Source organism: Maribacter flavus, from assembly GCF_008386635.1.
Lineage (GTDB): Bacteria > Bacteroidota > Bacteroidia > Flavobacteriales > Flavobacteriaceae > Maribacter > Maribacter flavus.
The window spans coordinates 442,132-468,764 of the sequence record NZ_VUOE01000001.1; the positions used below are offsets into that span (position 1 = coordinate 442,132).

General features: G+C 40.7%; 37 protein-coding genes. 5 read left to right on the plus strand and 32 right to left on the minus strand.

Going from position 1 to position 26,633, the window contains the following annotated elements:
- Nucleotides 1-95: 95 nt before the first annotated feature.
- The 32 genes from rplQ to rpsL form a co-directional block, all read right to left on the minus strand.
- Nucleotides 96-683 carry a 50S ribosomal protein L17 gene (gene rplQ / locus F0361_RS02010; RefSeq protein WP_154917021.1) on the minus strand — a complete coding sequence of 196 codons (588 nt, stop codon included), beginning with the start codon at nt 681-683 and terminating at the stop codon, nt 96-98.
- 60 nt (nt 684-743) lie between these two features.
- Nucleotides 744-1,736, minus strand: coding sequence for a DNA-directed RNA polymerase subunit alpha (locus F0361_RS02015; RefSeq protein ID WP_125221120.1), 993 nt, complete (start codon nt 1,734-1,736; stop codon nt 744-746).
- 19 nt (nt 1,737-1,755) lie between these two features.
- On the minus strand, nt 1,756-2,361 hold the full coding sequence (gene rpsD, locus F0361_RS02020) for a 30S ribosomal protein S4 (RefSeq protein ID WP_099546251.1): 606 nt from the start codon (nt 2,359-2,361) through the stop codon (nt 1,756-1,758).
- An 87-nt stretch (nt 2,362-2,448) separates the two neighbouring features.
- A complete protein-coding gene (rpsK, locus tag F0361_RS02025) occupies nt 2,449-2,841 on the minus strand; it encodes a 30S ribosomal protein S11 (RefSeq protein WP_099546252.1) in 393 nt (130 codons plus the stop codon).
- A 106-nt stretch (nt 2,842-2,947) separates the two neighbouring features.
- Nucleotides 2,948-3,322 (minus strand): 30S ribosomal protein S13, encoded by a 375-nt coding sequence (rpsM, locus tag F0361_RS02030; protein ID WP_138259127.1) that lies wholly within the window; start codon nt 3,320-3,322, stop codon nt 2,948-2,950.
- Nucleotides 3,323-3,324: 2 nt separating this feature from the next.
- Nucleotides 3,325-3,441 carry a type B 50S ribosomal protein L36 gene (gene ykgO, locus F0361_RS02035; RefSeq protein ID WP_013305171.1) on the minus strand — a complete coding sequence of 39 codons (117 nt, stop codon included), beginning with the start codon at nt 3,439-3,441 and terminating at the stop codon, nt 3,325-3,327.
- A 6-nt stretch (nt 3,442-3,447) separates the two neighbouring features.
- Nucleotides 3,448-3,663 (minus strand): translation initiation factor IF-1, encoded by a 216-nt coding sequence (gene infA, locus F0361_RS02040; RefSeq protein WP_013305172.1) that lies wholly within the window; start codon nt 3,661-3,663, stop codon nt 3,448-3,450.
- A 3-nt stretch (nt 3,664-3,666) separates the two neighbouring features.
- A complete protein-coding gene (gene secY, locus F0361_RS02045) occupies nt 3,667-5,010 on the minus strand; it encodes a preprotein translocase subunit SecY (RefSeq protein ID WP_154917022.1) in 1,344 nt (447 codons plus the stop codon).
- A 14-nt stretch (nt 5,011-5,024) separates the two neighbouring features.
- Nucleotides 5,025-5,477 carry a 50S ribosomal protein L15 gene (gene rplO / locus F0361_RS02050; protein WP_154917023.1) on the minus strand — a complete coding sequence of 151 codons (453 nt, stop codon included), beginning with the start codon at nt 5,475-5,477 and terminating at the stop codon, nt 5,025-5,027.
- Between the two features lie 11 nt (nt 5,478-5,488).
- Entirely contained in the window at nt 5,489-5,668 is a 180-nt protein-coding gene (rpmD, locus tag F0361_RS02055; protein WP_138259124.1) for a 50S ribosomal protein L30, read from the minus strand.
- 11 nt (nt 5,669-5,679) lie between these two features.
- Complete coding sequence (gene rpsE / locus F0361_RS02060) at nt 5,680-6,204, minus strand: 30S ribosomal protein S5 (protein WP_138259123.1); 525 nt, start codon at nt 6,202-6,204, stop codon at nt 5,680-5,682.
- Nucleotides 6,205-6,213: 9 nt separating this feature from the next.
- Nucleotides 6,214-6,570 carry a 50S ribosomal protein L18 gene (gene rplR, locus F0361_RS02065; RefSeq protein ID WP_138259122.1) on the minus strand — a complete coding sequence of 119 codons (357 nt, stop codon included), beginning with the start codon at nt 6,568-6,570 and terminating at the stop codon, nt 6,214-6,216.
- A gap of 10 nt (nt 6,571-6,580) precedes the next feature.
- Entirely contained in the window at nt 6,581-7,123 is a 543-nt protein-coding gene (gene rplF, locus F0361_RS02070) for a 50S ribosomal protein L6 (RefSeq protein ID WP_138259121.1), read from the minus strand.
- Nucleotides 7,124-7,141: 18 nt separating this feature from the next.
- Nucleotides 7,142-7,540: a 30S ribosomal protein S8 gene (gene rpsH / locus F0361_RS02075; RefSeq protein ID WP_138259120.1), complete on the minus strand. Its 399-nt coding sequence runs from the start codon at nt 7,538-7,540 to the stop codon at nt 7,142-7,144.
- Nucleotides 7,541-7,605: 65 nt separating this feature from the next.
- On the minus strand, nt 7,606-7,875 hold the full coding sequence (gene rpsN / locus F0361_RS02080) for a 30S ribosomal protein S14 (protein ID WP_138259119.1): 270 nt from the start codon (nt 7,873-7,875) through the stop codon (nt 7,606-7,608).
- Between the two features lies 1 nt (nt 7,876).
- Entirely contained in the window at nt 7,877-8,428 is a 552-nt protein-coding gene (rplE, locus tag F0361_RS02085) for a 50S ribosomal protein L5 (RefSeq protein ID WP_094996001.1), read from the minus strand.
- Between the two features lie 2 nt (nt 8,429-8,430).
- Nucleotides 8,431-8,745 (minus strand): 50S ribosomal protein L24, encoded by a 315-nt coding sequence (rplX, locus tag F0361_RS02090; RefSeq protein ID WP_138259118.1) that lies wholly within the window; start codon nt 8,743-8,745, stop codon nt 8,431-8,433.
- 13 nt (nt 8,746-8,758) lie between these two features.
- A complete protein-coding gene (rplN, locus tag F0361_RS02095) occupies nt 8,759-9,127 on the minus strand; it encodes a 50S ribosomal protein L14 (protein WP_027064819.1) in 369 nt (122 codons plus the stop codon).
- Between the two features lie 3 nt (nt 9,128-9,130).
- Complete coding sequence (gene rpsQ / locus F0361_RS02100; protein WP_094996003.1) at nt 9,131-9,388, minus strand: 30S ribosomal protein S17; 258 nt, start codon at nt 9,386-9,388, stop codon at nt 9,131-9,133.
- Between the two features lie 13 nt (nt 9,389-9,401).
- A complete protein-coding gene (gene rpmC / locus F0361_RS02105; protein WP_094996004.1) occupies nt 9,402-9,593 on the minus strand; it encodes a 50S ribosomal protein L29 in 192 nt (63 codons plus the stop codon).
- Between the two features lie 12 nt (nt 9,594-9,605).
- Nucleotides 9,606-10,031, minus strand: coding sequence for a 50S ribosomal protein L16 (rplP, locus tag F0361_RS02110; protein WP_138259117.1), 426 nt, complete (start codon nt 10,029-10,031; stop codon nt 9,606-9,608).
- A gap of 21 nt (nt 10,032-10,052) precedes the next feature.
- Entirely contained in the window at nt 10,053-10,772 is a 720-nt protein-coding gene (gene rpsC, locus F0361_RS02115) for a 30S ribosomal protein S3 (protein WP_138259116.1), read from the minus strand.
- A gap of 1 nt (nt 10,773) precedes the next feature.
- Nucleotides 10,774-11,181: a 50S ribosomal protein L22 gene (gene rplV / locus F0361_RS02120; RefSeq protein WP_138259115.1), complete on the minus strand. Its 408-nt coding sequence runs from the start codon at nt 11,179-11,181 to the stop codon at nt 10,774-10,776.
- A 3-nt stretch (nt 11,182-11,184) separates the two neighbouring features.
- Complete coding sequence (gene rpsS, locus F0361_RS02125; RefSeq protein ID WP_138259114.1) at nt 11,185-11,463, minus strand: 30S ribosomal protein S19; 279 nt, start codon at nt 11,461-11,463, stop codon at nt 11,185-11,187.
- A gap of 13 nt (nt 11,464-11,476) precedes the next feature.
- On the minus strand, nt 11,477-12,301 hold the full coding sequence (gene rplB / locus F0361_RS02130) for a 50S ribosomal protein L2 (protein WP_138259113.1): 825 nt from the start codon (nt 12,299-12,301) through the stop codon (nt 11,477-11,479).
- 9 nt (nt 12,302-12,310) lie between these two features.
- A complete protein-coding gene (rplW, locus tag F0361_RS02135) occupies nt 12,311-12,601 on the minus strand; it encodes a 50S ribosomal protein L23 (protein WP_138259112.1) in 291 nt (96 codons plus the stop codon).
- A gap of 4 nt (nt 12,602-12,605) precedes the next feature.
- A complete protein-coding gene (rplD, locus tag F0361_RS02140) occupies nt 12,606-13,238 on the minus strand; it encodes a 50S ribosomal protein L4 (RefSeq protein WP_138259111.1) in 633 nt (210 codons plus the stop codon).
- The gene (rplC, locus tag F0361_RS02145; protein WP_138259110.1) at nt 13,238-13,861 is read right to left on the minus strand and encodes a 50S ribosomal protein L3; all 624 of its coding nucleotides are present in this window, start codon (nt 13,859-13,861) and stop codon (nt 13,238-13,240) included. Before rplC ends, rplD begins: the two co-directional genes overlap by 1 nt.
- Nucleotides 13,862-14,086: 225 nt before the next feature.
- Nucleotides 14,087-14,392 carry a 30S ribosomal protein S10 gene (rpsJ, locus tag F0361_RS02155; protein ID WP_007094989.1) on the minus strand — a complete coding sequence of 102 codons (306 nt, stop codon included), beginning with the start codon at nt 14,390-14,392 and terminating at the stop codon, nt 14,087-14,089.
- Nucleotides 14,393-14,401: 9 nt separating this feature from the next.
- Nucleotides 14,402-16,531 carry an elongation factor G gene (fusA, locus tag F0361_RS02160; RefSeq protein ID WP_154917024.1) on the minus strand — a complete coding sequence of 710 codons (2,130 nt, stop codon included), beginning with the start codon at nt 16,529-16,531 and terminating at the stop codon, nt 14,402-14,404.
- Nucleotides 16,532-16,539: 8 nt separating this feature from the next.
- Entirely contained in the window at nt 16,540-17,016 is a 477-nt protein-coding gene (gene rpsG / locus F0361_RS02165; RefSeq protein ID WP_138259108.1) for a 30S ribosomal protein S7, read from the minus strand.
- 23 nt (nt 17,017-17,039) lie between these two features.
- Entirely contained in the window at nt 17,040-17,414 is a 375-nt protein-coding gene (gene rpsL, locus F0361_RS02170) for a 30S ribosomal protein S12 (RefSeq protein WP_027078345.1), read from the minus strand.
- Between the two features lie 402 nt (nt 17,415-17,816).
- On the opposite strand from rpsL, the gene F0361_RS02175 reads away from it, so the two are divergent.
- The 5 genes from F0361_RS02175 to F0361_RS02195 all read left to right on the plus strand — a co-directional run bounded on the left by F0361_RS02175 (nt 17,817) and on the right by F0361_RS02195 (nt 26,455).
- Entirely contained in the window at nt 17,817-21,068 is a 3,252-nt protein-coding gene (locus tag F0361_RS02175; protein WP_154917025.1) for a SusC/RagA family TonB-linked outer membrane protein, read from the plus strand.
- Between the two features lie 17 nt (nt 21,069-21,085).
- Entirely contained in the window at nt 21,086-22,759 is a 1,674-nt protein-coding gene (locus tag F0361_RS02180; protein ID WP_154917026.1) for a SusD/RagB family nutrient-binding outer membrane lipoprotein, read from the plus strand.
- A gap of 18 nt (nt 22,760-22,777) precedes the next feature.
- On the plus strand, nt 22,778-23,662 hold the full coding sequence (locus tag F0361_RS02185) for a hypothetical protein (RefSeq protein WP_154917027.1): 885 nt from the start codon (nt 22,778-22,780) through the stop codon (nt 23,660-23,662).
- Between the two features lie 233 nt (nt 23,663-23,895).
- On the plus strand, nt 23,896-24,642 hold the full coding sequence (locus tag F0361_RS02190; RefSeq protein WP_154917028.1) for a hypothetical protein: 747 nt from the start codon (nt 23,896-23,898) through the stop codon (nt 24,640-24,642).
- Between the two features lie 382 nt (nt 24,643-25,024).
- Nucleotides 25,025-26,455: a PQQ-dependent sugar dehydrogenase gene (locus tag F0361_RS02195; protein ID WP_154917029.1), complete on the plus strand. Its 1,431-nt coding sequence runs from the start codon at nt 25,025-25,027 to the stop codon at nt 26,453-26,455.
- The last annotated feature ends 178 nt before the right edge of the window (nt 26,456-26,633 follow it).

Sequence of the window (26,633 nt, forward strand, 5' to 3'; positions counted from 1 at the left end):
ATGTTCCTTTTCTATTTATCCGTTCACAAAAAAACATAAAAAAAGGATAGGCTGTAAGACCTATCCTTTTATAATTATCAATATTTATTGACATGTTACTCTTTTGAGTCATCCTCTTTTTTTACCTCGTTTTCAGGCTGTGATTCAGCTTCTGGGGCAGTCTCGACTTCCGGAGCCGCTTCCTCTGCAACTACTTCCTTCACTTCTGTCTCCTCTGCTTTTGGAGCATCGGCACCTGAACTCTTTCCACCTCTTCTACTTCTTCTAGTAGATTTTTTCTTAGGCTTACCGGCATTGTATAGTTCGTTGAAATCAACCAACTCTATCATGGCCATATCCGCGTTATCACCCAATCTATTTCCCAATTTGATGATTCTAGTATAACCACCAGGTCTATCGGCGACCTTTTCAGCAACAACGCTGAACAATTCAGTTACGGCATATTTATCACGAAGGTTTTTAAAAGCGATACGTCTGTTGTGCGTACCTTTTTCTGCGGATTGATTATTCTCAGCTTTGGATTTTGTAATCAATGGCTCAATAAATTGCTTTAAAGCTTTAGCCTTTGCAACCGTTGTATTGATTCTTTTATGCTCAATTAAAGAACATGCCATGTTGGCCAACATAGCCTTTCTATGCGCCGATTTTCTTCCTAAATGGTTAACTTTTTTACCGTGTCTCATTATTATAGTATTATCATCTTGCTACCAAACTCGGTCGAACGAGGAGCAAAATATGATTAATTAATCCTTATCTAATTTGTATTTTGAAAGATCCATTCCAAAGCTCAGTCCTTTGTTGATTACCAACTCCTCAAGCTCTGTAAGGGATTTTTTTCCGAAGTTTCTAAACTTCATCAAATCGTTTTTGTTGAAAGAAACCAAATCTCCCAAGGTATCCACCTCCGCTGCCTTTAGACAGTTCAAGGCACGTACAGAAAGGTCCATATCAACCAATTTGGTCTTCAACAACTGTCTCATGTGCAGGGATTCCTCATCATAGGTTTCCGTTTGCGCGATTTCATCGGCTTCAAGCGTAATACGCTCATCAGAGAACAACATGAAATGATGGATCAATACCTTGGCAGCCTCCGTTAGGGCATCCTTAGGATGTATGGAACCATCGGATACAATCTCAAAAACCAATTTTTCATAGTCGGTCTTTTGCTCAACACGATAGTTCTCTATGCTATACTTTACGTTCTTGATCGGCGTAAAGATAGAGTCGACAGCTATTGTTCCAATTGGAGCACCGGACTTCTTGTTTTCTTCAGCAGGAACATATCCCCTACCCTTATCTATGGTAATTTCCATATTGATACTGATCTTGGGGTCCATGTTACAAATGACCAAGTCTGGATTAAGCACTTGGTAACCAGAGATGAACTTTTGGAAATCCCCGGCAGTCAATTGCTCCTTACCACTAACTGAAATGGAAACGACTTCAGCCTCAGAATCTTCGATCTGCTTCTTGAAACGAACTTGTTTTAAGTTTAGGATAATTTCGGTCACATCTTCTACAACACCCGAAATCACTGAGAACTCATGTTCTACTTTATCAATCCTTACGGATGTAATGGCATGGCCTTCCAAGGAAGAAAGCAACACCCTTCTAAGTGCATTCCCAACAGTTAATCCATAACCAGGCTCCAAAGGACGAAATTCGAACTTTCCTTCGAAGTCTGAGGAATCGATCATTATTACTTTATCGGGTTTCTGAAAATTAAATAATGCCATAATTGGATCAGTGTTGTTTTTATTTTGAGTAAAGCTCGACGATTAATTGTTCTTTGATGTTTTCAGGAATCTGAAGTCTCTCCGGAACGGAAACGAATGTCCCCTCCTTTTTTTCGCTATTCCAAGTAATCCATTCGTAAACACTACTGTTTGCCGAAAGTGAATCCTGAATACTTTGTAAAGACTTGGATTTTTCCCTAACACCTACAACGTCTCCTGCCTTTAATGTATAGGAAGGAATATTTACGATATCGCCGTTCACTGTAATATGTCTATGGGAAACCAATTGTCTGGCACCGCTTCTTGAAGGGGAAATTCCCATTCTGAACACCACGTTATCCAAGCGGCTCTCACATAATTGCAAAAGAATCTCACCCGTAACACCTTCTTTTCTTTTGGCAGTGGCGAAAAGGTTTCTAAACTGCTTTTCAAGAATACCGTAGGTATATTTAGCTTTTTGTTTTTCCATCAACTGTACGGAATACTCAGACTGCTTTCCTCTACGCCTGTTGCTTCCATGTTGTCCTGGAGGGTAATTTTTTTTCTCAAAGGATTTATCGTCCCCGAATATCGCCTCACCAAATTTTCGGGCGATTTTTGATTTAGGTCCTGTGTATCTTGCCATTTTCTAAAATTATGAAGGTGGGATTATGAATTAAGGCTTATCCTTCGATAATCGTAATTACACCTTCGGTGAAATATTAATACTTAATTAAACTCGTCTTCTTTTTGGAGGTCTGCACCCATTGTGAGGCATTGGTGTAACATCTATGATTTCAGTTACCTCAATTCCAGAATTGTGTATGGAGCGGATAGCGGATTCACGACCATTTCCAGGTCCCTTCACATAAACCTTCACTTTTCTCAAACCCGCTTCATGGGCAACTTTTGAACAATCCTCCGCCGCTACTTGCGCAGCATAAGGTGTGTTCTTCTTAGATCCCCTGAATCCTAATTTCCCTGCCGAAGACCAAGAAATAACATCACCTTTTTTATTAGTCAAAGAAATGATAATGTTATTGAACGAGGCATTTATATGTGCCTCTCCAACAGAATCAACAATAACCTTACGCTTCTTAACTACTTTTGTATTTGCCTTTGCCATATAAATTTTTAGTTTCTAGTGTTAGTTTTAAGTTATTGGAATCCTAGACTTTTACATTTCAAACAGATTCTTCTAACGTCTAAATACTAATGACTTCTATTGTTTATTATTTAGTTGCTTTCTTCTTGTTAGCAACTGTTTTTCTCTTTCCTTTTCTGGTCCTAGAGTTGTTCTTTGTTCGCTGACCCCGTAATGGCAAACCGGCTCTATGACGAATACCTCTGTAACATCCAATATCCATTAATCGCTTAATGTTCAATTGAATCTCGGAGCGTAACTCACCTTCTATAGTAAATGAAGAAACTGCATCCCTGATACGACCAATCTCATCATCGTTCCAATCAGAAACTTTAGTATCCTCACTAACTTGGGCTTTACTTAAAATCTCCTTGGCCCTGCTCTTTCCTATCCCGTAAATATAGGTCAAGGCGATTACGCCTCTTTTTTGTTTTGGTATATCAATACCCGCGATTCTTGCCATAATTACCCTTGTCTTTGTTTAAATCTAGGATTCTTTTTGTTGATTACGTACAATCTGCCTTTCCTGCGAACAATCTTACAGTCGGCACTTCTCTTTTTTACTGATGCTCTTACTTTCATGCTATCTTAGTATCTATAAGTAATTCTTGCTTTTGTAAGGTCATAAGGACTCATTTCCAATTTGACCTTATCTCCAGGTAATAATTTGATATAATGCATACGCATCTTACCTGAAATATGCGCTGTAACTACATGTCCATTTTCCAATTCAACTCGGAACATTGCGTTAGACAATGCCTCTATAATGGATCCATCTTGTTCTATCGCTGCTTGTTTGGCCATAAATTATGCTACTTTTCTATTTTTTCCGGTTTTCATCAATCCATCGTAATGTCTATTCAATAGATATGAATTCACCTGTTGCACAGTGTCGATTGCAACCCCTACCATAATTAAAAGGGAAGTTCCACCATAAAATAGTGCCCATCCGGCCTGTACATCCAATAATTTTACGACGATGGCTGGTAAAACGGCCAGCAAAGCTAAAAATATTGATCCAGGTAACGTAATTAATGACATTATTTTATCCAAATAATCGCCAGTTTCCTTTCCAGGTCTAATTCCTGGAATAAAACCTCCACTACGTTTCAAGTCATCCGCCATTTTATTGGTAGGTACGGTAATAGCGGTGTAGAAGTAGGTAAAAATTATAATAAGGAAAGCAAATAACAAGTTGTAGGCCCAACCAAAAATATCACTGAATTGTACCTGCATCCACTGTCCAAAAGTTGTATCATCAAAAGCACCACCGATCATACCAGGAACGAACATAATTGCCTGTGCAAAAATTATGGGCATTACTCCAGAAGCATTAAGCTTTAAAGGAATATATTGTCTAGATCCCATTACGTTCTTTTCATATCCTCCGGAAGCGGTCCTTCTAGCATACTGAACGGGTATCTGCCTGGTGGCCATTACCAACAATACACTTGCCAAAATCACCAAGAACCAAACAATAACTTCAATCAGAATGAACATGAGTCCACCGTTATTATTGGTTGTCCTGGAAACAAACTCCTGTACAAAAGATTGCGGCATCGTGGCTATGATACCAATCATAATCAATAAAGAAATACCGTTTCCAATGCCCTTATCGGTGATTTTCTCACCCAACCACATTGCAAAAACACAGCCCGAAACCAATATAATAACTGCCGGAATCATAAAATCCAAACCTTTACCCAATACAAAGGCACTATCAGGAACACCAAATGCACCTAGACCATATAAATAAGCAGGAGCTTGAACAATACAAATACCAATGGTCAACCAACGTGTAATCTGATTAATAGTCTTTCTACCACTTTCCCCTTCCTTTTGTAATTTCTGAAGATACGGTATGGCAATACCCATTAATTGGACTACGATAGAGGCCGATATATAAGGCATGATACCCAAAGCAAAAATAGACGCATTCGCAAATGCCCCTCCCGTAAAAGCGTTAAGAAGACCAAAAATACCTTGGTCAGTACCATCGGCCAAACCACCTAATTGGGTAGAATCAATACCTGGAAGAACGATTTGACAACCAAACCTATACACTAAAAGAAGCCCAAGAGTAATTAGTATCCTACTCCTTAGCTCCTCTATTTTCCAAATATTGGATATTGTATCTATAAATTTCTTCATGTTCCCGTATATACTTATAAACTTATTGCTTCACCACCCGCAGCCTCGATAGCAGCCTTTGCGGAAGCAGTAAATTTATGTACCGATACCTTTAGAGCGGTCTTTAGTTCACCGCCTCCTAATATTTTAACCAAATCATTTTTTCCTACAATGCCGTTTTCGACCAAGGTTTCGAAGGAAACTGTACTCTCAATTACTTTGTTATCTACTAACTCCTGTAATTTTCCAAGGTTTATTCCTTTGTAGTCCTTTCTATTTATGTTGGTAAAACCAAACTTGGGAACTCGTCTCTGCAAGGGCATCTGACCACCTTCGAACCCAATTTTTTTTGAGTAACCAGATCTAGATTTAGCACCTTTATGCCCTCTTGCAGCGGTTCCACCTTTACCTGAGCCTTGTCCTCTACCTAAACGTTTACCCTCTCTATTAACGGAACCTTCTGCAGGTTTTAGATTACTTAAGTTCATTAGATTTATGTTTAAGCTTCTTCGGTAGAAACCAAATGTTTAACTTTATTTATCATCCCAAGAATATTAGGTGTTGCATCATGTTCAACAACCTGACCTATTCCTTTCAATCCAAGAGCTTGCAACGTCCTTTTTTGGTTCTGTGGCTTCTTAATACCGCTCTTTACTTGTTTTACTTTAATTTTTGCCATAATTAACTGTCTTAACCTTTAAAAACCTTCTCCAAGGAAACTCCCCTTTGTTGTGAAATTGTTTTGGCATTCCTTAATTGTAATAAAGCGTCAAAAGTTGCCTTTACTACATTGTGAGGATTCGAAGATCCTTGAGATTTAGATAATACATCGTGAACACCCACGGCCTCTAATACCGCCCTAACTGCTCCACCGGCAATCACACCTGTACCATGCGATGCAGGTTGAATGTAAACTCGAGCACCACCATATTTACCTTTTTGCTCATGAGGCAAAGTACCTTTGTTCAAAGGAATACGAATCAAATTCTTTTTTCCGTCCTCAATAGCCTTTGCGATTGCGGTAGCCACCTCTTTTGATTTACCAAGACCGTGTCCTACCACTCCATTTTCATCGCCAACAACTACGATAGCGGAAAAACCAAATGCCCTACCACCTTTCGTAACTTTGGTAACACGCTGAACGCCCACCAATCTATCCTTTAAATCTAAACCTCCTGGTTTAACTGTTTCTACATTTTTGTACTTCTGGAACATACCTCTTATTTAGAATTTTAAACCTGCTTCCCTTGCACCCTCTGCCAAGGACTTAACCCTTCCATGGTAAAGGTTTCCGCCCCTATCAAAAGCTACCTTTTCTATACCGGCAGCCTTAGATTTTTCGGCAATCGCCTTACCTACAAGAGCAGCAATTTCCGTTTTGTTTCCTTTTGCCGATGCGATATCCTTGTCTCTGGAGGAAGCAGCCGCCAAAGTAACACCTTTCACATCATCTATCAATTGTGCATAGATTTCGCTGTTGCTTCTAAAGACGGATAATCTTGGCCTTTCGGCAGTTCCATTGGAAACCTTGCGGATTCTCCTTCGAATTCTATACTTTCTTTGTGTTTTTGATAATCCCATAATACTTTTATTAAGCCGATTTACCTGCTTTTCTTCTTAATTGTTCACCAACAAATTTGACACCTTTTCCTTTGTAAGGCTCTGGCTTACGGAAGGATCTAATCTTCGCCGCAATGTGCCCAACCAACTGCTTATCGTGTGAAGTTAGTTTTACAATAGGGTTCTTACCTTTTTCTGATATGGTCTCAACTTTTACCTCTGGTGCCAAGTCGAAAATAATATTGTGGGAAAAACCTAAAGCCAAATCAAGTTTTTGACCTTGGTTACTTGCTCTATAACCTACACCCACCAATTCCAATTCCTTGGTCCATCCTTGTGACACACCCTTCACCATATTCAATACCAATGCTCTGTACAGACCATGCTTTGCTTTATGCTCTTTAGAGTCAGACGGCCTTGTTACAAATGCCTGCCCGTCTTCTATTTTTATATCTACTCCAGAGAACTCTTGAGTCAATTCACCTAATTTCCCTTTAACGGTAATTTCCTTATCCTTGACCTCTATGGTTACGCCTTCTGGAATTGCTATCGGATTATTTCCTATTCTAGACATCTTCTAACTCTTTTTCTATTAATATACGTAGCATAAAACCTCCCCACCAACGTTCTCCGCCTTGGCTTGCTTACTCGTCATAACACCGTGTGACGTTGAAACAATTGCAATACCCAATCCATTGAGGACCCTAGGCAAGTTAGCGTTGGAAGCATACTTTCTCAAACCTGGCTTACTAATACGCTCTATTTTCTTAATTACAGGTTCTTTGGTTAATTTATCGTATTTCAAGGCAATTTTTATAGTACCTTGAACTTTGTCATCCTCGAACTTGTAACTTAAAATATATCCTTGATCGAATAATATTTTAGTAATTTCCTTTTTCAAATTCGACGCAGGGATTTCAACAACTCTGTGTCCTGCCCTACTCGCATTTCTAATCCTTGTTAGATAATCTGCTATAGTATCTGTTACCATTTATATATAATTCGGTGACGGTTTTTAGCCTTTTGCTAAACCTGAAACCAGTTATTCAATTTATTTTACCAGCTGGCTTTTTTAACCCCAGGTATCAAACCTTGGTTTGCCATTTCCCTGAACATAACCCTAGAGATACCAAAAGTCCTCATGTAACCTTTAGGTCTTCCGGTAAGTTTACACCTGTTGTGCATACGTACCGGAGAGGCATTTCTTGGCAATTTCTGTAGCGCCTCATAATCTCCAGCTTCCTTTAAAGCTTTACGTTTTTCAGCATATTTAGCTACAGCCTTTGCCCTTTTTCTCTCACGGGCTTTCATTGATTCTTTAGCCATCCTAATTCTTTTTAAAAGGTAATCCTAATTCCGTTAATAATGATTTTGCTTCCTTATCCGTTTCGGCAGAGGTTACAAATGTCACATCCATCCCATTGATTCTGTTAATCTTATCAATATTGATCTCCGGGAAAATGATTTGCTCCGTGATTCCAAGATTATAGTTTCCACGTCCATCAAAACCAGTGGCCTTAATTCCTTGAAAATCCCTAACCCTAGGAAGGGCCGAAGTAACCAATCTATCTAAAAATTCATACATCCGGTCCCCTCTCAGTGTCACCTTAGCACCAATCGGCATACCTTTTCTTAGTTTGAAAGCCGCAACGTCCTTTTTAGACATGGTAGCCACTGCCTTTTGACCCGTAATCATTGTCATCTCATCCACAGCATGATCAATGAGTTTTTTATCGGCCACAGCAGCACCAACACCCCTACTCACAACAATCTTCTTGAGTTTTGGAACCTGCATTACGTTCTTGTAACCAAATTCTTCGGTCAAGGCCGCTACGATACGGTCTTTATATTCTTTCTTTAATCTTGCAACGTAAGCCATAACTAAATTACTTCATTTGATTTCTTGGCAACTCTAACCTTTTTTCCGTCCCTCACCTCGTAACCTACTCTCGTAGTTTCACCAGATTTTGAGTCGATCAACGATAAATTGGAAATATGGATCAAGGCTTCTTTTTTAACGATACCACCTTGAGGGTTTTGCGCACTTGGTTTTTCATGTTTGGAAACCATATTCACTCCCTCTACAATCGCTTTATTTTTTTCAAGATTTACGGACATAACCTTACCTTCAGAACCTTTATGGTCTCCGGCAACGACCCTTACCGTATCTCCTGTTTTTATCTTTAACTTCTTCATTTTACTAGTCTAATTATAGTACCTCGGGGGCCAATGAAACAATTTTCATGAACTGCTTGTCCCTTAGCTCTCTTGCTACGGGGCCGAAAACACGCGTACCTCGCATTTCACCTGCTGGATTCAACAATACACATGCATTGTCATCAAATCGGATATAAGAACCATCCGGTCTTCTTACCTCCTTTTTGGTCCTAACAACCACGGCTGTAGAAACCGCACCCTTTTTTATACCTCCGTTTGGAGTAGCTTCCTTTACGGTAACTACGATTTTATCCCCAATGGAAGCGTATCTTCTTTTTGTACCACCTAGAACACGGATAGTTAAAACTTCCTTAGCTCCGGTATTATCCGCTACCTTTAATCTAGATTCTTGCTGTAACATAACTTATTTGGCTCTTTCTAAGATTTCTACTAACCTCCAACACTTGGTCTTGCTCATAGGACGTGTCTCCATAATTTTTACGGTATCGCCGATATTGCAATCGTTCTTTTCGTCATGGGCAACATATTTCTTTGTTTTCAAAACGAACTTACCGTACATAGGGTGTTTAACTCTCTTAACCTCAGAAACAACAATGGACTTTTCCATCTTGTCGCTGGTTACTACCCCAATTCTCTCTTTTCTTAAGTTTCTTTTTTCCATAAAGCAGAACCAATTATTGGTTTTCCCTTTTAGTTAATTCAGTAGCCAATCTTGCAACCGTTCTTCTTACTTTTCTAATTTGAAGAGGGTTTTCCAATGGAGTCACAAAATGAGCCATTTTTAAATCTGCATGTTGCTTCTTATACTCTGCAAGTTTTTCCGTAAGCCCTTCAACAGACAACTCCTTTATTTCTTGATTTTTCATGATTTCCTACGATTAATTGTCAACTGTATAATCTCTTGCAACAATGAATTTTGTTCGTACCGGTAGCTTCTGAGCCGCAAGTCTAAGTGCCTCTTTGGCTATGTCAATTGACACACCGGCAATTTCGAACATTACTCTACCTGGCTTTACAACGGCCACAAAGTATTCAGGCGCACCCTTTCCTTTACCCATACGCACCTCCAAAGGTTTTTTGGTAATAGGCTTGTCTGGAAAAATTTTTATCCATAGTTGACCTTCCCTTTTCATATATCTTGTAGCTGCAATACGAGCGGCTTCAATTTGACGGGAAGTCAAAAAAGAAGAGTCCATAGATTTTATTCCGAACATACCATTAGAAAGTTGATGCCCTCTGCCGGCAATACCTTTCATCCGGCCTTTCTGCATTTTTCGGAACTTAGTTCTTTTTGGTTGTAACATTTTTCTCTACTTCTTTAGTTATTACTTTCTACGACGTGGCTTTCTTGCACCTTCTTGTTTACCGGGTTTGGAGGCCTGTCCTTTTTGCATTCCAGTTAATGGAGAAAGTTCCCTTTTTCCATAAACTTCACCTTTCATAATCCAAACCTTAATACCCAATTTTCCATAAGTAGTTTGAGCTTCTTGTAAAGCATAGTCTATATCAGCCCTGAAAGTGGACAATGGAATTCTACCTTCTTTGTAAGATTCTGAACGTGCCATTTCCGCACCATTCAAACGACCGGATATCTGTACTTTAATACCTTCCGCATTCATCCTCATAGCAGCGGCAATCGCCATTTTAATTGCTCTCCTAAAAGAAATTCGGCTCTCGATTTGACGTGCAATACTGGCAGCAACAAGATTGGCATCCAACTCAGGTCTCTTAATTTCGTAGATATTTATCTGGACTTCCTTATTGGTAATCTTTTTAAGCTCTTCCTTCAACTTATCTACCTCTTGCCCGCCTTTACCTATTATAATTCCAGGTCTTGCCGTAGTTACGGTAACCGTTATAAGTTTAAGGGTTCTTTCGATAATAACCCTGGAAACGCTTGCCTTAGAAAGCCTAGCATGGATATACTTTCTAATCTTATCATCCTCTGCCAACTTATCGCCATAATCATTTCCACCGTACCAGTTGGACTCCCATCCCCTGATAATTCCTAGACGATTTCCTATTGGATTTGTTTTCTGTCCCATTCTAGCTTTCTGTATTTGTATTAGACCCTAAAACCAAGGTTACGTGGTTTGAACGTTTTCTTATCCTATGTGCCCTTCCTTGAGGAGCAGGACGCAACCTTTTGAGCATTGCCCCACTGTCCACACGAATTTCGGAAACAACCAAATCAGCGTCTTCTAAACTGGCATCCTCGTTCTTGGCTTGCCAATTGGCCAAAGCGGATAACAACAATTTTTCCAACTTTCTCGAAGCTTCCTTAGGATTGAATCTCAATATAGCCAAAGCCCTTTCTACCTTCTCGCCACGAACTAAATCGGCAACCAATCTCATTTTCCGTGGTGATGTTGGACAGTTGTTCAATTTAGCGAAAGCTACTTTCTGCTTTTCAGCCTTAATTCTTTCGGCCATTTGTTTTTTACGAACTCCCATAGCTTACTTCTTACCTTTATTCTTTGCACCTGCATGACCTCTAAAAGACCTTGTTGGTGAAAATTCTCCTAATTTATGTCCAACCATGTTCTCGGTTACGAAAACAGGTACAAATTGTTTCCCATTATGCACAGCAATTGTAAGTCCTACAAAATCCGGAGTTATCATTGATGCCCTGGACCATGTTTTTATTACGGACTTCTTACCGGAAGAAACACTTTCCTGAATCTTCTTTTCTAAACTGTAATGAACGTAAGGTCCTTTTTTTAGTGAACGTGCCATTTCTTTCTACTTTTTATTTCTTTCTACGTTCTATTATATACTTATTGGTACTCTTGGTCTTAGATCGAGTTCTATAACCTTTAGCAGGTACACCATTTCTTGATCTTGGGTGACCTCCTGAAGCCCTACCTTCACCACCTCCCATTGGATGATCAACAGGGTTCATAGCAACTGGCCTTGTTCTAGGCCTTCTACCCAACCATCTACTTCTACCGGCTTTACCAGACACCAACAACTGATGATCAGAGTTTGAAACAGCACCAACGGTAGCCATACAAGCAGATAAAACCAATCTTGTTTCACCAGAAGGCATTTTTACGGTTACAAATTTCCCATCCTTTGCCATCAACTGAGCAAAAGTACCGGCACTCCTAGCCATCACAGCACCTTGTCCAGGACGTAACTCGATACAGGAAATAATGGTACCCAAAGGAATTTCACCGAGAGGCAAAGCATTTCCAATTTCTGGGGCAGAACCTGTACCGGCAGAAACCTGCTGGTCAACCTTCAAACCATTTTGGGCAATAACATATCTCTTCTCACCATCAGCATACTCCAACAATGCAATAAATGCCGTTCTATTTGGATCATACTCAATCGACTTTACGATAGCCGTCACATCTTGCTTATCCCTTTTGAAATCGATTACACGGTACCTTCTTTTATGACCACCTCCCTTTTGGCGAATGGTCATCTTTCCTTGGCTGTTTCTACCTCCCGACTTTTTTAACGGAGCAAGTAAGCTCTTCTCCGGCTTATCAGCAGTAATGGCGTCAAACCCATTTACTACTCTAAAACGCTGTCCAGGAGTGATTGGTTTTAATTTTCTAACTGACATTCCTTGTCTTTATAGATTACTGTAAAAATCAATTATATCACCTTCCACAACATCGACAATTGCCTTCTTTGTAGCGTTTGTCTTTCCATGCTGCACACCAGTTTTTGTATATCTGGTCTTTCTAGATGGCCCATAATTCATCGTTCTAACTTTCTTCACCGAAACACCATAAGTAGCTTCCACCGCATCCTTAATCTGAATCTTGTTGGCCTTCGGATCAACTAGGAAACCATAACGGTTGTTCAACTCGCCTTCAGCGGTCATCTTTTCCGTTATAATTGGTTTTATCAACACGCTCATGATTCTACTTATTATTTAAATTTGATTCGATTCCTTCTAGTGAGCCCTCCAACAATACAACGCTTGATGCATTTAATATTTTGTAAGTACTTAACCCTGAATTGGTTACAACATCAGAACCCTTGAAATTACGAGATGACAAATATACGCCTTTATTTGAATCGCCCAACACTATTAAGGACTTTTTGTTCTCTAGCCCTAACGACTTTAAAACATTTACAAAATCCTTAGTCTTTGGTGTGTCAAAATCAAAGTCCTCCACTACTATGATTGCATTCTCCTTTGACTTAATACTTAAAGCAGATTTTCTTGCCAAACGCTTAAGATTCTTATTCAGTTTTTGAGAATAGTCCTTAGGTCTAGGTCCAAAAATTCTACCCCCGCCTCTAAAAACAGGAGATTTGATACTACCTGCCCTAGCGGTTCCTGTTCCTTTTTGCTTCTTTATCTTTCTGGTACTCCCAGCTATTTCACCACGTTCCTTAGCTTTATGGGTACCCTGTCTTTGATGGGCCAAAAATTGCTTAACATCCAAGTAGACGGCATGTTCATTTGGCTCTATTCCGAATACACTGTCAGAAAGCTCAGCCTTTCTACCCGTATCTTTTCCTTTAATATCTAATACTGCTACCTTCATTATTGCCATCTTTGAATAGTTACGTACCCATTTTTGTGACCGGGAACACATCCTTTTACCACCAAAAGGTTTTTCTCCGGAACCACTTTTAAAACTCTAAGGTTTTGAACGGTCACCCTTTCACCACCCATTCTACCAGCCATTTTCATTCCTTTGAAAACCCTAGCCGGATAAGAAGCTGCACCAATGGACCCAGGAGCCCTTAATCTGTTGTGTTGACCATGTGTTGACTGACCAACACCGCCAAAACCGTGTCTTTTTACAACACCTTGAAATCCTTTACCTTTAGATGTACCAATAACATCCACAAATTCTCCTTCTACAAACAAATCAACACTTAGAGTGTCCCCTAATTTGTACTCTCCTTCAAATCCTTGGAACTCAATGACCTTTTTCTTGGGAGAAGCACCTGCTTTTTTAAAGTGACCGGTTTCGGCCTTGTTAGCACGCTTTTCTGCCTTGTCATCGAAACCAAGTTGAAGGGCATTATACCCGTCCACCTCTTCGGTTCTGACTTGGGTAACTACACATGGCCCAGCCTCAATAACGGTACATGGAACGTTTTTTCCATTCTCGTCAAAAATGCTGGTCATGCCTACTTTTTTTCCTATTAACCCAGACATACTTTATTTATTAATTACTATTTATTAAAAACTATTCAAAAAAATAGGGTCAAAAATAATTCAACCCTGAAATTATTTTATCTCCGTTTTTCCCTCGCTCGCAGCTCAGGACATGTATATTCCGAATGTTTCGGAACCCTCTTGACTTTGTCACAGACACTTCGTATGCACTCAGTGTTTGTTTGACTAGCGATTAACTTCTTAAACAAAGAGAATCGAGTCTTACTAAACCTTAATCTCTACCTCAACACCGCTAGGAAGTTCCAACTTCATCAGGGCATCAATAGTTTTGGATGAAGAGCTATAAATATCCAATAGTCTTTTGTACGAACTCAATTGGAACTGCTCTCTTGACTTTTTATTCACGTGCGGCGAACGCAATACTGTGAATATTTTCTTATGGGTTGGTAAAGGAATTGGCCCCGTTACAACAGCACCGGTAGTCTTTACCGTTTTTACGATTTTTTCAGCAGACTTATCCACCAAGTTGTGATCGTAAGACTTAAGCTTTATTCTAATTTTCTGACTCATTACCTTTAATTATGCTGTTATACCTTTTGCCGCCTTGATAACCTCCTCGGATATATTGGAAGGTGTTTCGGCGTAGTGTGAAAACTCCATGGTCGATGTCGCCCTACCAGAAGAAAGAGTTCTTAAAGAAGTAACATAACCAAACATTTCAGACAACGGTACGGTTGCCTTAACAACCTTGGCTCCTGCACGGTCTGACATATTGCTTACCTGACCTCTTCGTCGGTTCAAATCACCCACGATATCACCCATATTCTCTTCAGGAGTAATAACTTCCAGCTTCATAATTGGCTCCATCAACACAGCTCTTGCAGCTTTCGCGGCGGCCTTATAGCCCATTTTAGCTGCCAACTCGAAGGATAGGGAATCAGAATCCACAGGGTGGAACGACCCATCCTTAAGAGTCACTTTCATACTATCCATTTCAAATCCGGCCAAAGGACCATTCTTCATGGCTTCCCTAAATCCTTTCTCAACCGCTGGGATGTATTCTTTAGGCACATTACCTCCTTTAACTTCGTTCACGAACTCCAAGCCTGTTTTTTCCTCATCGGAAGCTGGCTCCATCGTGAAGACGATATCAGCAAACTTACCACGACCACCGGATTGCTTCTTGTAAACCTCCCTATGATCTGCAGCTTTTGTAATAGCCTCCTTGTACTCAACTTGTGGCTGACCTTGGTTCACCTCTACTTTAAACTCCCTTCTCAGACGGTCAACGATAATATCTAAGTGAAGCTCACCCATACCTGAGATAATGGTTTGTCCTGAAGCTTCATCCGTTTTCACCTGGAACGTTGGATCTTCCTCGGCAAGTTTTGCCAAGGCCATACCCAATTTATCAACATCTGCCTTTGTTTTAGGCTCCACAGCAATACCGATTACAGGATCCGGAAAGTTCATACTTTCAAGAACAATCGGATGCTTTTCATCTGACATTGTATCACCAGTCTTAATATCTTTAAAACCAACCGCTGCCCCGATATCCCCAGCCTCGATAAAATCGATTGCATTTTGCTTATTGGAATGCATCTGATAAATACGGGATATACGTTCTTTCTTTCCCGATCTATTGTTCAATATATAAGAACCTGCCTCCAATCTACCTGAATATGTTCTGAAGAAAGCCAAGCGACCTACAAAAGGGTCGGTAGCTATTTTAAATGCTAAAGCGGCAAATGGCTCCTTTACATCCGGTTTACGGGTAATTATAGCGCCAGTATCAGGATTCGTACCTTCAATGGCATCCTTATCTAAAGGAGATGGTAAATACCTACATACTGCATCCAACAAGAATTGGACACCTTTATTTTTAAAGGAAGAACCACAAATCATGGGAATAATGGCCCTATCCATTACGGCAGCCCTTAAAGCAGCGTGAACTTCCTCCTCCGTGATTGATTCCTCATCCTCGAAGAATTTCTCCATCAACTCTTCATCATATTCCGCAACGGCTTCGATCAAGGCAGCCCTATATTCTTTGACTTCGGCCTGCATTTCCTCAGGAATATCGATAACATCGAAAGTTGATCCAAAGTTATCCTCATGCCAAACGATTGCACGGTTTTTGGCCAAGTCGACAATTCCTTTAAAATCTGCTTCCTCACCAATTGGCAGAACAATAGGAACGGCATTCGAACCTAACATTTCTTTCACTTGGTTACACACAGCGAGGAAATTCGAACCTTGACGGTCCATTTTATTCACAAATCCAATTCTAGGAACCTTGTAATTATCAGCTAGCCTCCAGTTAGTTTCAGATTGGGGCTCAACACCATCAACTGCACTAAACAAGAAAACCAAACCATCCAATACACGCAAAGACCTGTTAACCTCCACAGTGAAATCCACGTGGCCCGGAGTATCTATTATATTAAAATGATAACTATTTGAGTCCTCAGTTGGCTCTCCATTAACTCGAGGAAAAACCCATTCACACGTAGTAGCAGCAGAAGTAATAGTTATACCACGCTCCTGCTCCTGCTCCATCCAGTCCATCGTAGCGGCACCGTCATGAACTTCACCAATCTTATGGCTAACGCCTGTATAAAAAAGGATACGTTCCGTAGTTGTTGTTTTACCCGCATCTATATGCGCAGCAATTCCTATGTTTCTAGTTAATCTTAAATCTCTTGCCATTTCTCTGATTAAAATCTAAAGTGGGAAAATGCTTTATTCGCTTCCGCCATTTTATGGGTATCCACTCTTTTCTTAACAGCTGCACCTTCTTCCTTCGCAGCTGCTAAAATTTCGGCGGCCAGTTTCTGGGACATCCCTTTCTCGTTTCGTTTTCGCGCATAGCTTATCAACCACTTCATAGCTGTTGAAATCTTTCTGTCTGGACGAATTTGCATCGGTATTTGAAAAGTTGCACCTCCTACCCTTCTACTTCTTACCTCCACATGGGGCATCACATTGCTCAAAGCATCCTTCCACAGCTCTAAAGCTGATTTTTCGTCATCTGTTTTCTTGGCCTCAACGATATCGATAGCATCGTAAAAAACACTGAACGCCACAGATTTCTTACCGTCCCACATCATCATGTTGACAAATCTGGTCACCAACTGGTCGTTAAACCTTGGATCTGGTAAAAGTGGTCTTTTCTTTGCCTGTCTTTTTCTCATTACTTCTTATTAAAAAGTGTTATTTACTTTTTAGGACGTTTAGCACCATATTTAGATCTACGTTGTGTTCTACCGGCCACACCTGCTGTGTCCAATGCTCCACGAACGATATGATATCTAACCCCTGGCAAATCCTTAACTCTTCCGCCTCTTACCAATACTATCGAGTGCTCTTGCAAATTGTGACCCTCACCAGGAATGTAGGCGTTCACCTCTTTCCCGTTTGTCAACCTTACCCTTGCAACTTTACGCATTGCCGAGTTTGGCTTTTTAGGAGTTGTAGTATATACTCGAGTACATACCCCCCTTCTTTGAGGACACGAATCCAAAGCAGCCGATTTACTCTTCTTGGTAATTGTGGCCCTTCCTGTTCGTACTAATTGTGAAATTGTTGGCATACTATATAAATATGTAAAAAAACTACCCTTTATTTAAGGGTCGGCAAATGTAGTGATATTTAACTTTAAAACAAACCACAAGCCAATAATTTTGGAAACTTTTTTAAACCCCTTAAAAATCATGACCTCCTTGCCAAGCCCAACACTTAAGAAGACAAACAAAACAATTAGAAGATTACTAAAAATCCTAAAATCATTTCGACTATTTATCACACGGTGAGTTCAAAAGAATTATGGAATTCTCATAATTCGAGCTGTTATATTACATTATATAAAATCCCAATAGTGTTTAATCTATAACTCCTAAGAATCCTTCTACTTCTTAAAGTTTTATTAAAATTCACTTGGATTATTAACGCCATTTTGTGATTTTTGCTGCTAGCTAATTCAAATAATTAAAAAATGAGAACAAAACTAAATGGATTGTTGACGCTATTATTAGCGTTGATTGTGCATATATCCTATGCACAAGAAAAAACAGTTTCCGGTACGGTTACAGACCAGGATGGCTTACCTCTCCCTGGTGTAAACATTGTGGTTGAAGGCACAACTACGGGTACCCAAACTGATTTTGATGGAAATTACAGTATCACTGCGAGTGCTGGACAAACCCTTGCCTTTACCTACATAGGTATGCGCGAGATAAAGCAGACCGTTGGCGCATCTAACACCCTCAATGTACAGATGCAGGAGGATGCCCAAGCTCTAGAAGAGGTTGTAGTTACAGGTCAAGGGATCAAAAGGGAGAAAAAAGCTTTGGGTTATGCCGTGACCTCTGTTGGGGCGGAATCCATTGAAAACAGGACCGAAGGTGACGTTGCCCGTATCTTGGCGGGTAAAGCTGCCGGGGTCAATATCACCGCTGCAGGTGGTATGTCCGGTTCCGCTACGAACGTAACCATTCGTGGTCTAAGTTCATTTAGCGGGAGTAACCAAGCACTTTTTATCGTTGACGGTGTTCCTTTTAGTAATGATACCAACGTAGGGACAGGTGCTGATCCCAATGACACTTCCAATCCAGCATTCCTTAGTGGGAATACGGGTTCATCAAGGTTCTTGGATATTGACCCAAACAACATTGCCAATGTAGAAGTGTTGAAAGGCCTGGCCGCAACAACTTTATACGGTACATTAGGAAAGAACGGGGTTATATTGATCACTACAAAGGCAGGGGCCGGTACAGGCGGTTCCAAGAAAAACGAGATTACGGTCAACCAGTCCTATTTTGTTAACGAGTTCGCGTCCTTACCGGATTACCAACAACAATATGGTAATGGCTTCGATCAGCAGTTCGGTTGGTTCTTCAGTAACTGGGGACCCAGTTTTGACGAAGGCGGAGTTGCCGGATGGGGCAGACAGGCCTTGATTGACGAGAACGGAACCTTGGAACATCCCTATTCCACGACTGCCGTAGCCGCTACTAGGGCCGCATTTCCAGAATTGCAAGGAGCACGGTACGCTTGGAGACCTTATAGTTCCGTAGAGAATTTCTTTAAACCTGGATATGCCACCAATACGTCTGTAAACTTCCAGGGTGCTTCCGAGGATGGGAATACCACCTACAATGCCAACCTTGGATATTTGAACGATATTGGCTTTACCCCTGGGAACTCCACCAACAGAATGAACTTCTCCGTGGGCGGAAGATCAAAACTATCCAATAAATTCACGATTGCAGCAACCATGAACTACGCGCGCACGGATTACAAATCACCTCCGATTGCCGCAAGTTTGGGTAACGGTGGTGTTAGCGGTGTATCGGTTTACGGACACGTAATGTTCACCCCGATTAGCGTGGACTTGATGGGCCTTCCCTTTGAGAATCCGATTACCGGTGGAAGTGTGTACTACCGCAACGGAAACGATATTGTGAACCCACGATGGTTGGCCAAGAACGTAACCAACAGGCAGTTGACCAACAGGGTATTTTGGAACGCATCCCTGACTTATGACATCAATGACAATTTGGCCGCTACATGGCGTACAGGTCTGGATTTCTATAACGAACGTAACGAAAACGCTTCGAACAAAGGAGGTGTAGACCAGCAAAGCGATATTTTCGGGTTCTTGGATACCTATGACAACAACAATACCATCTGGGACCACTTTGCCTCTTTAAGTGGTAATTACGATTTGAGCGAAAAGATTGGTATGACCTTCAACGTAGGTGCGAACGCCCGTTCGGATTTCTTCGATAGACAAGGTGTGGCCAGTATTGGTCAGATCGTGTACGGTATCAAGCGTCACTATAACTACCTGAACCAGCAACCGATCCAAAGAAGCCAAAAAAGAAATATTATAGGTGTCTTTGGGGACGTGAGCTTTGACTACGATAACTTCCTATTTTTAAACGTAAGTAGTAGAACGGACTGGGTAAGTAATTTGATTACCGAAAATAGAAGTTTGACCTATCCAGGGGCGAGTTTATCCTTCATCCCAACGGCCGCTTTTACAGGCCTACGTTCTGAAAAAGGAATCAACTACATGAAGTTGCGGGCCGGTTACGGTACTTCCGCGAACTTCCCAACTGGATACCCAACCTTGAGTATTGCAGAACAGAACACCTTGGTCTATGGCGAGGACGGTGGTGTTACCACCAACCAGATTGCTAACTTTAAGGCAAATCCAAATTTAAAGCCAGAACTTTTGAAAGAATTTGAGCTTGGTCTTGAAACCAGGTTGTTTCAAAATAGAGTTTCTTTGGACTTTACCTATTATAACAGGACTACGGATGATCTAATTGTGCGTGAGCCGCTTTCCCCTTCAACTGGCTTCACCTTTACACAAAGTAACATAGGTCAGATCAGCAACATCGGATACGAAGCGGATTTGGGTGTGGATATCTTTAGAAACCCTGATGGTTTTAGCTGGAAATCCAACGTGAATTTCTTCTCTAACAAAGAGACCGTTGAGGAACAAGAGCAGGACATCATCATCTATGCAGGTTCACAAGATTTGGATATAGGGGGTAATGCTGCTATCAAAGGAGAATCGCTTGGTACTATCGTTGGTAATGCCGTGGCTCGTGATGCCAATGGAAATCTATTGATAGACGAAGCAGGTAACTACATAACCACCCAGGTGGATGCGGATGGTAACGTTCCCATTATCGGGGATGCGGTTCCTGATTATGTAATGAACTTCATCAACACCCTCAGCTATAAAAACTGGCGATTGGGCTTCCAGGTGAGCCATACAGCAGGAGGTGATATGGTTGCTAATACCGTTGCCTTGTTGCAAGGACGAGGATTGATAAAAGAGACTGTAAATAGGGAGAATACCTATATTTTACCTGGTATTAGACAGGCTACGGGACAACCCAATGACCTGCAGATCAACAACTCGCAGTACTACTTTAGTAACATATTGTTCGGACCTACAGAACTACAAGTTTATGATGCCTCTGTTGTAAGGCTACAAGAAATCTCCTTGACGTACAATCTCCCTAGCAAGTTCTTGGATAGAACGCCTTTTAGCAAGCTTGGTTTTACGGTACAAGGGTTTAACCTTTGGTACGATGCCTACAACATGCCAGATGGAGCGAACTTTGACCCTAACGTAGCAGGTGCCGGTATTGGTAATGCAAGGGGCTTCGATTTCTTGAACGGGCCAAGTAGCCGCAGATATGGATTGACAGTAACTGCATCCTTTTAATTTTAAAATTTGCTAAAATGAAAAAAATATTTAAAACAGTTTTAACAGTTGCTTTTACAGGGCTTGTATTCAATGCCTGTGAAACCACGGATTTGGATTTGCGAGTCAGTCCAAACGACCTGGCGATAAGTCAGGCGGACCCCAATTTGATATTGAACTCCATTCAATTAGCAGGGGTGTCCAATATGGATCGCTTTAACGATTTAAGTGCACAGTTAACGCGAATTCAGTACATGACAGGGCGTATCTATTTTAACAACTTCCAAGGAGGTGTTATGAACAGTGTTTGGGCCCGCACTTACAGTAGTGAATTTAACTTGGCGGGATCAGCAGTTGATGTAGGTCTTTTCACCAATGTGGATGCATTGAAGCAGATAAACGCCGATAGTGACATCAACTATGATTTTCACGTGGCGGTTGGACAGACCATTAAGGCCTATTCCTTATTGTTATTGACAGATTTTATTGGACAGGCAGCCTTTACACAAGCTGGAAACCCGGACGAGTTCCCTGCCCCCATCTTGGATGATGGCCCAGTGGTATATGATGGGGCTTTGTCCCTATTGGACGAGGCAGAGGCTTTATTTGCCACAAATCCTCCAACACAGGGTGCAGATGATTTCTTCTATGGAGGCGATAGCACCAAGTGGATAAAATTGATCAACGCAATACGTTTAAGAACCTATTTTTTGACTGGGAATACAGCTGCCTTCAATGCAGTAGTAGCAGAGGATAACTTCATTTCAGAAATTGAGGATGACTTCCAGTTCCAATATGGTTCCAGGGTTTTACAACCGGACACCAGACATCCAGAATATGCCAATGACTACAGCCCTACAGGTGCAGGTGGCTATTTGAGCAACTGGTTGATGGAAACCATGCGAGTGAAGGAAGACCCACGTATTCGGTACTATTTCTACCGTCAAGTGGATGCCACACCCGGAGCAGATGCCGATCCGGACGAACAATTCTTGAGCTGTAGTCTTTTCTCAGTACCCCAACACTTTATAGATGGTGGCTTTACTACCTTCTGTAGTGTTCCTAATGGCTATTGGGGCCGTAACCATGGTAACGATGAAGGTACGCCTCCAGATGGCTTCTTTAAGACCGCTTACGGGGTATATCCAGCTGCCGGACGCTTTGACGATAATAGCTTTGGCACCATTGGTCTTGGCCAAGGTGGAGGTGGTGCAGGTATAAGACCCATTATTTTGGCATCTTATGTTGACTTCTGGAGAGGCGCCATGGCAACATCTCCTGCCGCAAAAGCAGAATTCCTTAGAAGCGCCATGGAGAAATCCATTGAAAAGGTACAACCTTTCGCTGCTTTGGATGGAAATGCTGATAGGTCGTTTGAACCTACTGAAACAGAAGTTTCCGATTACATTGATGATACGGTAGCAGCATTCTTGGCGGCCTCAGGAGACGCGCAGGAAGATATCTTTGCGGAACAGTATTGGATCGCCCAGTGGGGTGGAGCACAGGAAGCTTGGAACTATTATAGAAAGACAGGATACCCAACCACCTTGTCCCCAAGCTGGGAACCAGATCCAGGACCGTTCCCAAGATCTTTCTTCTACCCACAGGACGAAGTAATCACCAATCCTAACTTGCAACAACGTTCGGACTTGACCAATCAGGTGTTCTGGGATACCAACCCTGCCAGTCCAGCGTTCCCACAAGCCAATTAATTTTAAAACTTTTAGACAATGAGAATAAAAAATATAAGTTATACAGTTGTGGCAGCCTTGGCTTTTATATTCCAAGGTTGTACCGAGGATGAGACCGTCATTACGGAAGTATTGGCGGATACTACCAGAGGTGCTGCACTTCGTACATTGGATTCCTCCTTCCCTGACGTAGCGGAAGGATCTACAGCAAGTACGTTTACTGGCACCTTTGAAATACAGTCCGATGAATCCGCTGCGATTACTAGCGTAAATGTGTACGGAGAATTTATTGATAACACAGGGGATTCCCCTGGAGATGCGTCAGGGCTTATTACCAACATAAGTACCTTTACTGATACCGAATTTGGTCTTCAAGGTTTTTCCTACACAACTGGCGTTACTGAAATTCTTGCAGCTGCAGGGGTAGCATTGGATGCCGTAGAACCAGGAGATCAATACAGGGTTCGATTTGAGCTGGTTGCTGCCGATGGCAGGACTTTCTCCTTTGGACAGAATACAGGTACATTGACCGGTGGTTACTTTAGATCACCTTTCCAATTTACGGCCAATGTAATCTGTGCTCCTATTGTACCTACAGCAGGTACGTGGACAGTAGTTGCAGTTGACTCTTATGGTGATGGTTGGAACGGTGGAAATTTGAGTATTACTATAGACAATAACGATCCTATTACGTTGGCTAATACTGATGGAGGCGGGCCATACCCCGCTACGGTATCGCAAGATTTGACCTTTGAGGTACCTTCTGGATCCATGGCAATTCAAATTGTTTATAACGGAGGTTCCTTTGATGAGGAGGTTACCTTTCAGGTAATTTCAGCTAATGGTAATACAATTTTGGATTTAGGTCCAGAACCTGCTACTTCAACAGGATTAATAGACTATTGTTTGGATATTGAGTTGTAATAATTCAAATTCTTTTTAAACTAAAAGCGGTTCCAAGTTTGGAACCGCTTTTTTTTATTATTCAAATTAAATACAATAGTAGATACCATGAAAAACAGGGGCTAAAATTGAAATTTTAATCAATCTAAACACAAAATCTGATACTTTGTTAAAATAAAAATATTTAAACTTCAAACCCAAAACCTTCAAAAAAAAGTTTAGTATCTTTAGATAAGAGTAAAATTAAAATAAACATGAAAAAATTACTTCTTTTAGCCACACTTGCACTTTCAACCTCCTTTATATCAGCTCAATACTCTGGTCAAGCACTAAGCAATGCTTCCTCAGGAGGGTCTATGGATGGAAGTGCGGCAGTGATAAATACCTTATTAGGAGATATGGCCAGTAGGGATGCCAAACGAACCAAAAATTATGACGAATTTCAAGGCTCTCCATACGTATCCAATACCTTCAAACAAACGGATATTTGGTACAATGAAGAAAACATGGGAAGAATGTTCTATCGATACAATGCCTTGAACGAAGAAATAGAAATTAAGAACACGCTTTTAGAAGAGGAAGCTGTTAAGGGCCTATCAAGAGACAAAAACATCTCTCTTTTAGTCGATGGGAAAAAACTATCTTTCAAAACATTTGTCACCTCAAAAAACCAAACATTGAATGGCTATTTGCTGCTCTTAAATGATGGTAATACCTATGATCTTTATAGAAGGATACGTGTTAAATTTACAGAGGGCAAGCCTGCCCCCAACTCCTTTGTAAAAGCAGTCCCCGCAAGATTCTCTCAATTTACGGAATACTATTTTCAAAAGGAAGGAGTAAACCGAATTGATGAAATTGCGCTTTCAAACAGTAAATTATTAAAACATTTGGAAGGAAGCGATAAAGAAGCCTTAAAAAAGTACTTAAAGGAAAACAAAATCAAAATAAAGGAAGAAGCAGATTTATTAAATGTCTTTGGTTTTCTCAATACATTGTAGTGAAACAATTTAAGATTCCAACGAGTAATATAAATATTCATATAGTAATTTGGGATTTACACCACATTATTGGTTGGGACTTTAAACAACTCTAATATTGAATTAGTTCAAACCTTTTCATATTCACTAAAAAATTGCAGTAGTGAATCTATACTTTATCTTTTTCCCCTCCAGAGCCGAGCTATGAACCAAGAAAAATTCCGCATTTAGATTTAAACTCCCATTTTCTCACCGGAATTTCACAGTCTAAAGCAGAGTCCATAATTTAAGCTATTGATTTAGCCAAAGACTATGAATTTTTAAAGGTCATTATAGCATAGTTTTGATTGAGCATCAAAATGAATATATTTCATGGCCTTTGGATAAATTCAACATCCCGAAAATGCAAAAGAGAATCCCGTTAATCTTTATATCAACAGTTTTAATGATAACTGGCTGCAAAGAGCAGAGAAAACCAATAGCAACAAAAGAAATATCTAAGAAAGCCGTATTCTGGAAAAAAGCAAATCCAGAAGAAAGGGAGAAAAACGGAGGTTTGCTATTACCCGATTCTTTTTCAGCAGTAACTGTAGTAGATAGCATAGGTCCTTCCAGGCATTTGGCAGTCAACGATAACGGAGATATTTATGTAAAATTACGGGAGACAGAAGGTACTCCGGGAAGTATTGCACTTAGGGACACGACAGGCGATGGCAGGGCGGATATTGTGCAAAGATTTGGCGGATATCCAAATGACGGCAAGTTTGCCACGGAAATGCGTATACATGAAGGTTATCTATATTTTAGCTCTGAACAGGTAATTTATCGACAAAAACTATCACCTGGTAAATTAATACCTGAATCAAATCCAGAAGTCATACTTACCGATCGTTTTCCATTAAGATGGCACAATGCCAAATCATTGGCTTTTGACAAGGAAGGTTTTATGTATGTCACTTTTTCAGCCCCAACGAATGCCTGTGAGGATGCTAATTCCCAGGGTAAGATAAAAGGCCATATGCCTTGCCCAATGTTGGAATATTTAGGAAGTATTTGGCGTTTTGACAAAAACAAACCCAACCAAATTCAAACGGATGGCGAACTTTATGCCACGGGAATACGTAGTATCGTTGCATTTTCTTGGAACAACGAGGACAATGCACTATATGCGGTCCAGCACGGACGGGACTACCTTCACAACCACGCCCCTGAGGACTATACAGAATGGGACCAAGCGGTACTTCCTGCAGAGGAGTTCATGAAAATTAAAAAAGGGGATAATTATGGTTGGCCCTATAGTTACTATGACCATTTTCAAGGTAAGAAGTTGGTCGCCCCTGAATATGGTGGTGACGGAAAATTGGAGGCAAAAGAATACACAAAACCTTTGATGGGGCTACCTGCGCACTGGGCTCCAAATGACCTCCTTTTCTATACAGGGAATCAATTTCCAGAACGATATCAGAACGGCGCATTTGTTGCCTTTCATGGATCCACAAATAGAACACCCTATCCACAAGCAGGATATATTATTGCTTTTATTCCTTTTGAAAATGGAAGACCTACAGGTAGTTGGGAAGTCTTTGCCGATGGTTTTGCCAAAACGGACACAATTGCTACAATGCCAGATGCAAAATATAGACCAATGGGTCTTGCACAGGACAAAGATGGGGCACTCTATATTTCGGAATCCAAGGAAGGAAGAATTTGGAAAATAGAGTTTAAGGGAGACAAATCACAGTTTGGAAATGAACAACTCGAAAAAATGGAAGAATTGAAAGGCAAAACCTATATCAAAACTCCGGATAGGGTGAATGACAGACTGAAATCATAGAATAAATATAATATGATGAGTCATGTATTCCCCATGCTGATTTCCCTAGGAGTACCACAATAACACATTCAAAAGATGAACTGTTCCAACGAAACACCTTCCTTTTCGATTTGTTTAATTTGTTGTGATTCCTGTAAATATTGTATTACACTAAATCATAGTTGTTAAAAAAGGCAAA